This is a genomic window from Nitratidesulfovibrio liaohensis (genome assembly GCF_011682075.1).
Lineage (GTDB): Bacteria > Desulfobacterota > Desulfovibrionia > Desulfovibrionales > Desulfovibrionaceae > Cupidesulfovibrio > Cupidesulfovibrio liaohensis.
On sequence record NZ_VSMK01000632.1, the window covers coordinates 1 to 1,007 of the forward strand.

The window sequence follows — 1,007 nt, forward strand, 5'->3', positions numbered from 1 at the left end:
GACGCTCTTCCGATCTACCTCGGCAGGCACCCACACCGGCGTGCGCCGCATGGCAGGCAAGGTGGCTGGCGCCCGCGCCGCCGCCGTTACCACCAAGCGCGCGGCCACCTCGTCCGCCGATGCGGACGCCGAGGACACCAAGCCCCGCGCGCGCACCCGCAAGCCCGCCGCCCCCAAGACCCCGGAAGGGGACGACCAGTGAGCACGCCGGGGCGGGAAGGGCAACAGGGCCAAAAACAGGGGCAGGGATTGACGTCCACGGTGCTGCTGATCCTGGACGGCTGGGGCATTGCCCCCGCCGGGCCGGGCAACGCGGTGTCGCTGGCGCGCACCCCCAACCTCGACCGGCTCACGGCGCTGCCCTCGCGCACCACGCTGGCCTGCTCCGGGCGTGACGTGGGCCTGCCCGCCGGGTTCATGGGCAACTCCGAAGTGGGCCACATGAACATCGGCGCGGGCCGGGTGGTCTATCAGGACCTTACCCGCATCGACATGGCCGTGGAAAACGGCGAACTTGGCCGTAACCCCGCGCTGTGCGGCCTGCTGGAATCCCTTGTTGCGTCCGGCGGGCGGCTGCACCTGATGGGCCTGCTTTCCGACGGCGGGGTGCACAGCCACATCCGCCACCTGCGCCCCATTGTCGAGGCGGCCAGATCCCGCAACATTCCCGTACTGATACATGCCTTCCTGGACGGGCGCGACACCTCGCCCACCAGCGGCGCGGGCTACGTGGCCGACCTGGAAGCCATCCTGCGTGACGCGGGCTGGGGGCGCATCGCCACCCTGACCGGGCGCTACTACGCCATGGACCGCGACAAGCGCTACGAGCGCAACGCGCTGGCCTGGTCGGCCCTTACCGGTGTGACCGGCGGCAAGGGCACCCTGGTGGATGCCGCATCACTGCCGGGCGGTTCGCTGGCCGACGCCGTGCGTGCCGCCTATGCCGCGGGCGAGACCGACGAGTTCGTCACCCCCCGCGTGGTGGCGGAAGGTGGCGCGCCCGTGGG

At 71.8% G+C, this 1,007-nt stretch carries 2 pseudogenes; both read left to right on the plus strand.

The features are described 5' to 3' along the window. Positions 1-202 (plus strand): annotated as a pseudogene (locus tag FVW27_RS16895) (ribosome silencing factor); the annotation flags it as partial. 47 nt (positions 203-249) lie between these two features. After that, positions 250-1,007, plus strand: a pseudogene (locus FVW27_RS16900) (2,3-bisphosphoglycerate-independent phosphoglycerate mutase); the annotation flags it as partial.